We start from the raw sequence: 5,984 nt of genomic DNA, 5'->3' as shown, positions 1-5,984 counted from the left end.
CACCTGGCCCTCGCCGCTGTTCGCCCACGCTCCCCGCCACCCCGACGGCTGCCACCACCCGATCGCGCTCGGGCTCACCGCAGCCGCCGCGAACCTCACCACCGAGCAGACCGCGCTGATCGCCACGCACGGGATCGTCGCCGGCCCGGCCAGCGCCGCCGTACGACTCCTCGGCCTGGACCCGTACCAGGCGCAGGCCCTGCTGGCCCGGCTGGCCCGCGCCTGCGACCAGATAGCGACCATCGCGGCAGCCGACGCGGGCAGAGCACCCGCCGACCTGCCGGCCAACACCGCGCCGCTGGCCGACATCCACGCCGAAACTCACGCCACCTGGGAGGTGCGTCTCTTTGCGTCCTGACATCCACCACGACGAGACCGTTCCGCACAGCCACCCGCGCCCCGACGTCGACCCGCACGCCCCGCTCGCGTCCGGCGGACGGGCGCTGCGCATCGGCATCGGCGGTCCCGTCGGTTCCGGCAAGACCGCCTTGGTCGCCGCGCTGTGCCGCAGCCTCGGCAGCGAGCTGCGCCTCGGCGTGGTCACCAACGACATCTACACCACCGAAGACGCCGACTTCCTCAAACGCAACGCGGTCCTGCCACCCGAACGCATCCGCGCCGTGGAGACCGGCTGCTGCCCCCACACCGCGATCCGCGACGACATCTCCGCCAACCTCGACGCCATCGAGGAACTGGAAACCGTGCTCGGGCCACTGGACCTGCTGCTGGTGGAAAGCGGCGGCGACAACCTCACCGCCACCTTCAGCAAAGGACTCATCGACTACCAGATCTTCGTCGTCGACGTGGCCGGCGGCGACAAGGTCCCCCGCAAGGGCGGGCCCGGGGTCACCGCCGCCGACCTGCTGGTCATCAACAAGACCGACCTGGCGCCCATGGTCGGCGCCGACCTGTCCGTCATGGACCGTGACGCCCGAGCCCGCCGCGGCCGGCTGCCCACCATCTTCCTGTCGATCGCGACCGACCAGCACGCCACCACGGTCGCCGACTGGGTACGCCACCTCGTCGCCCATCGCCAGAGCACGCACCACGCACACGCCGAGACCCACTGATGCGTGCGCGCGCCAGGGTTGTCGCCGAGGCTGACGGCCGCGGCGGCACCCGGCTCGCCCAATTACGCGGCGAGACCCCCCTGCTGCTGCGCCGAACCGACGTCTACGCCGGCGCGGCCACCGTGCACCTGGTCGGCGGAGCCGCCGGCCCGCTCGGCGGGGACGACCTGCGACTGGACATCGAAGTCAGGCCACACGCGACGCTGTGCCTTCGCGCCGTTGCCGCGTCGCTCGCCCTGCCCTCGCGTACCGGTGCCCGCTCGCATGTCACCGTCCGCGCGTCCGTTGCCGCCGGCGCGACGCTGCACTGGCTGCCCGAACAGACCATCGCCGCCGCCGGCTGCCGCCACACCACCGCCGCGACCATCGACGTCGCCGAAGGCGCGGCGTTGCTGTGGCGCGACGAGCTCGTCTGCGGCCGGCACAACGATCAACCCGGCGACGTCACCATCATCACGTCGGTGACCTACGCCGGACGGCCACTGCTGTGCCAGAGACTCGACATCGGTCCCGGCGCCGACGGCTGGTCCGGACCAGCAGTCCTCGGCACCGCCAAAGCGACCGGATCGCTGCTGCACGTTCACCCAAGCGAAGCGCCGGGTGCGCCGGTCGTGCTCGGCCCCACCGCCGTACGCATGCCGCTGGCTGGACCGGCATCGCTGATCACCGCCACCGCGCACGACGCCCACGCCCTGCGCCAATACCTCACCGAGCCAGACGCAGGCCCGATCCGGTGACGACCTCGGTGCACCGGCTACGGTTTGTCAGTGATGCGGATCCCTTGGAGGCCACCGGCGGGGGAGATCGTCTGGATTGGCCGCTATCCGGTCAAGTCGATGCTCGGCGAAGAGCTGGGCACCGCCGTCCTCGACGAAACGGGTATTGACGGCGACCGCCGGTACGCGCTGATCGACGAGCGGACCGGCCTCGTCGCCAGCGCGAAGAACCCGCGCAAATGGCGCACGTTGCTGACCATGACCGCCCGGCACGACGCCGGCGGGCAGGTCGCGATCACGCTCGCCGACGGCACGGTCGTCCGCCACGATGACCCGACGGCCGACAGGCTGCTGTCCGGGGCTGTTGGACGTCCGGTGCGGCTGGCCGGGACCCGTCCCGAGGGCGCGACCCTCGAACGGCTGACGCCCGCTACGGAACCCTCGCCGGGGGCACTGACCCGTGGCTCGCTGGCGGCCGGCACGCCGGGCGACACGTTCGTGGACTTCGCCGCCGTACACGTGCTGACCACGGCGACGCTCGACGCGCTGGCCCGCGAACATCCCCGGCACGCGATCGACGCCCGGCGCTTCCGGCCGAACATCGTGGTGCGCATGTACGACGACGTGCCGTTCTCCGAGAACACCTGGCCAGGCCGGAACCTGATCCTCGGCGCTGAGGCGACCGTCCACGTCGTCGCGCCCACCCCGCGATGCGCGGTGCCGACCCTCGCGCAGGGCAACGGCTTGACCGAGGACCCGGACGTGCTGCGCACCGCCGCCCGGGTCAACCGCGTCCCCGTGCTGGACCTGGGCACGCTCACGTGCGTCGGTGCCTACGGCGCGGTCCGTCAAGGCGGGCATCTGCGGGTCGGCGACCTCGTCACGGTGACGGCCGGACCGTAGCGCCGGCCGCCGTTGACGCCCGCCTGTCAGGGTATTGTTTGCGCTTCTGGCCATCGAGAGAGTTCGCTGGAGGAAGGGGCCGGCGTGGTGCGTCTGCTCGGTGCGGATGATCGCATGACGGTTTCCGCGCTCACCGACCTCGCTCACGTGTGGTTCTCCGGATGGCTGGCCGAGGGGCGCCCTGAACTGGCGATTCCGTTGTTCGAGCTGGCCGTCGCGGAGCGGGTGCGGGTCACGGGGGCGAATGATCCCGGCACCCTGTCCACGCGCAACGATCTTGCCACCGTGTACCTCGCGGTCGGGCAGCCTCAGCGAGCCATTGCCGTACTCGAGCAAACCCTCATCGACTGCCTCCAGGTCCTGGGTGAAGAGCACTCGTTGACCCGACTCGTGCGCGCTAACCTCGAACCCTTCGCCGGGGTGCGCGGCATGGTGGAGGCGAACAAGAACCGAGAGCGGAATGACGCGGCGATGGCTCACCAGATTGCCTCCGCCTTCTCCGAGGTACTGGGACTGGAGCCAACCGTGGCCGGCGGAAGGGTGTCCGTCGTCGTCCCCGCGATCGGCGAGACGCTCAGCCTGCCGGTCTGCGATGTCAAGCGCGTCACGAAGAGCTTCACGCCGATGGGCGATGCGGCGCTGGAGTTCGTGATGATCGATGGCAACGATGTCCGGCCGCTGATCGTCCTCGCCGACAACGTGGTGTTCGCGCCGGAGGATTCAGTCGTGGTCCTCCAGGCGCCAGTCCCCGTGGTGATATCGAACGCCCCGCCGTTGACCAGCTATGTCGAGATGGTGGCGGACGCTGAGCGTTTCGCCACGGCCGCCACGAGTCCTGGCGGGACGAGCAGTGGTGTGGCGGGGTCTGTACGTGCGCTGCGTCATCGCCGGCGCGGTCCGGTTCGGACTGCGGTCGCTTCGAGCTGTCGCCTGGTGGCAGCGGGGCTGGGAAGCGATCGGAGCCAACTGGTTCCTGCCGCCCTTCCCGCGGAATCCGGTATGGGACCACTTGACTCGCAGCGCCGCCGGTGTGGTCCTGACACCGTCCGTGGCCGAGGACCGCGCCGACGTCAGGGCGGCGGTCGCGTCCCTGACCGTGGCGGACTTCGAGGCCGTGCGGCCGCGGCTGTCCGTCGTCCAGCTGGACGAGGAGTTCGTCACGACCTGGAAGGCGTTGATCCCGATCACCCCGGCGGGGTTCGCCGACGTACTCACAAACCGGCTGAGCGGAGCGCAGGCAGCCATCACCCTCTATCCGGATGGCGCCGGCAGCGCCGACCTGGTCCTCCGCGGCGGCGGAGAGGTCCAGGCCCTGCTCCAGCTTCGGTTCGATCTCCGGGCGGGTGAGATCCACATCGACGAGCTTCGCATCGCCGAGGGCGCGAGGGGACAAGGGCTGTTCCAACGTTTGCAGTACAACACCGAACAGCTCGCCAAGGCGCTGGGCCTCAGCAGCGTGAGACTCCTGGCTACCAAAATCGGCGGCTACGCGTTCGCCCGCGCCGGATTCCCGCAGGACCCGGAGCTGTACGCGAAGATCCACGCTCCCGCGAAGGGCCGGCGCGGCTCGCGCTAATCGTGGCTCGGCTTCGGCACCAGCGTCCGGCGAAGCCGCGCCATCACCTCCGGCCCGACGGCCTCCCGCGTGGCGGCCAGCAACTGCCCGCACAGGTCCTTGGTCCGGACCAGGTCGGTCCTGGCCGTCGCGATCTCCTGCTTGACCACGGCCACCTGCCGCGCCGGCACCGCACGGCTCACGTCGCGCACCTCACCGGACCGCGCTGCCCGGATGCCATCGGTTACGGCCAGGAGGTAACCCGAACGTTCCTCGGTCAGCCCGTCCGGACTGGCGTGCGCCTTCCCGATCGCGATGACGCGGTCCAACGTCTCCGCGGGCAGAAAGAACAACGTCGTCGTGGAGAACCGGCTCAAGGCTGCCTGCTGGCCCCAGCGCGTCATCAGCCCGGACTTCACGTCCAGGAACGGCACCAGCTCCAGGTAGATTCCCGCATCGACGGTGGCCAGCAACGGCTGGACGTCGGCGAGCGCGGATCGCAGGGAATCGACCTTCGCTGCCTGCCGTTCCACCAGGTCCGCGAATTCCTCGGCCGCACCGAGCCGCCCGGCGCCGTCCACCAACTCGTCGGCCAGGGCCAGCAGCCGCTCACCGCGTACACACAAGGTCCTGCAGCGCCGTCGCGCACCGGAGCATCGCGGCAGCCGCGTCGGCGTCCTTGATGGTGCGTCGGTGGACCAAGAGGCTGTGCCCCAATTTGGCAAGGATCTCCGCCAGCTTGGAAAGCACCGCGAACACAGCATGATCTCCTTGTCCGCCGAGACCGACCTCGACGCAGTCACATTCCTATCAGGTGTGCGCACGCCCGAGGACACTGAGCGGTGCGTCTACATTGACGTGATCTCAGCCAGCGCGGACGGTGTCACCGATGGTGGGGCGGGCTGGCGGTGGCGTGGGTGCGCCGACGGCTGGTGAGCAGCGCGGAGCCGCGTTCGCCGGGTGCACGTTGGTGCGCAGTAGCGCGTTGTGGGCCCGGTTGTCCGGGGCCAGTCGGGTGCGGCGGGTGCGGCGTTCGATGGCTGGCAGGCACGACACGTAGCGGACCGGTTGTCTCGGCATGTCAAAGGACGGCACGGTAGGCGACCACGGATGGCAGGGCCCCGACAAGTCGAGTTCTGTCCGTTTTGGAACACCAATCGCGATCCGGCCCCCTGTTCGTGGGCCTTTGAGTGGCAACAGCACGGTGGGGCAATTCGGACATCTCGCAACTTTGCCGGGCCCTGTCACGGATGGAGTCCTCATCCGTAGGTGGATCTTCGAGGGCTTCGCCCAGCTTCCAGCACTGTCCGATGTGGACGGTATGCCCGTGGCGGTCACATCCCGGCGGCATGCTCGCTGCGATCACGTCATTCGGGAGTCTGCACCGGTGGTCCATGGGGACAGTGGTTGCTTGTTCCTGCCGTGCGGGGTGTTCGGTGGAATTGCCGCTCGGTCGTGCGCGGCATTGTCGAACGACGGCCGCGATGCACCGGTGGCCGTATATTTCCGCCGACCGTTCGATGCGTTGCCGGACCGGCGGGCCGGCGCAGCTGTGGCGTGGCTGCGCGACGACGCTTTGGGCCAGGACCGGGCCGCCCGTCGCTGTCCACGTGACGCGGCGCGGGTTCACGGTCGTCTGCCGCGGTGCTGCTCGCGGGACGTTGTGCCTGGTCAGTCGGCGTGACCGGCGGCGGAGGTGGCGAGGGCGGCACCGGCCCCTGCACCGAGCCGTGCACCGAG

8 protein-coding genes and 1 pseudogene are annotated in these 5,984 nt (G+C 70.0%); 6 read left to right on the top strand and 3 right to left on the bottom strand.

What is annotated here, in order from left to right; all coding sequences use genetic code 11:
* From ABT297_RS42545 to ABT297_RS42520, 6 genes and pseudogenes are all read left to right on the top strand, one after another.
* The coding region (locus ABT297_RS42545; RefSeq protein ID WP_350559741.1) for an urease accessory protein UreF at positions 1 to 358 on the top strand (358 nt) is incomplete at its 5' end.
* Entirely contained in the window at positions 348 to 1,070 is a 723-nt protein-coding gene (ureG, locus tag ABT297_RS42540; RefSeq protein WP_350559738.1) for an urease accessory protein UreG, read from the top strand. The genes ABT297_RS42545 and ureG, both read left to right, overlap by 11 nt.
* On the top strand, positions 1,070 to 1,807 hold the full coding sequence (locus ABT297_RS42535; protein WP_350559735.1) for an urease accessory protein UreD: 738 nt from the start codon (positions 1,070 to 1,072) through the stop codon (positions 1,805 to 1,807). The genes ureG and ABT297_RS42535 overlap by 1 nt, the downstream gene beginning before the upstream one ends.
* Positions 1,808 to 1,840: 33 nt before the next feature.
* Positions 1,841 to 2,689: an MOSC domain-containing protein gene (locus ABT297_RS42530; protein ID WP_350559744.1), complete on the top strand. Its 849-nt coding sequence runs from the start codon at positions 1,841 to 1,843 to the stop codon at positions 2,687 to 2,689.
* A 114-nt stretch (positions 2,690 to 2,803) separates the two neighbouring features.
* Positions 2,804 to 3,052: pseudogene (locus ABT297_RS42525) on the top strand (tetratricopeptide repeat protein); the annotation flags it as partial.
* Between the two features lie 490 nt (positions 3,053 to 3,542).
* The gene (locus ABT297_RS42520) at positions 3,543 to 4,265 is read left to right on the top strand and encodes a hypothetical protein (protein ID WP_350559747.1); all 723 of its coding nucleotides are present in this window, start codon (positions 3,543 to 3,545) and stop codon (positions 4,263 to 4,265) included.
* Here the strand turns inward: ABT297_RS42520 and ABT297_RS42515 are convergent.
* The 3 genes from ABT297_RS42515 to ABT297_RS42505 form a co-directional block, all read right to left on the bottom strand.
* Entirely contained in the window at positions 4,262 to 4,825 is a 564-nt protein-coding gene (locus ABT297_RS42515) for a hypothetical protein (RefSeq protein WP_350559732.1), read from the bottom strand. The two genes, ABT297_RS42520 and ABT297_RS42515, sit on opposite strands and share 4 nt — an antisense overlap.
* Before the next feature lie 28 nt (positions 4,826 to 4,853).
* Positions 4,854 to 5,003 (bottom strand): hypothetical protein, encoded by a 150-nt coding sequence (locus ABT297_RS42510; protein WP_350559729.1) that lies wholly within the window; start codon positions 5,001 to 5,003, stop codon positions 4,854 to 4,856.
* A gap of 105 nt (positions 5,004 to 5,108) precedes the next feature.
* Positions 5,109 to 5,324, bottom strand: a complete 216-nt coding sequence (locus ABT297_RS42505) for a hypothetical protein (RefSeq protein WP_350559726.1) — start codon at positions 5,322 to 5,324, stop codon at positions 5,109 to 5,111.
* Positions 5,325 to 5,984 lie beyond the last annotated feature (660 nt).

It is taken from the genome of Dactylosporangium sp. NPDC000555 (assembly GCF_040300025.1).
Lineage (GTDB): Bacteria > Actinomycetota > Actinomycetes > Mycobacteriales > Micromonosporaceae > Dactylosporangium.
This window is presented reverse-complemented; position numbering and strand designations above follow the sequence as displayed.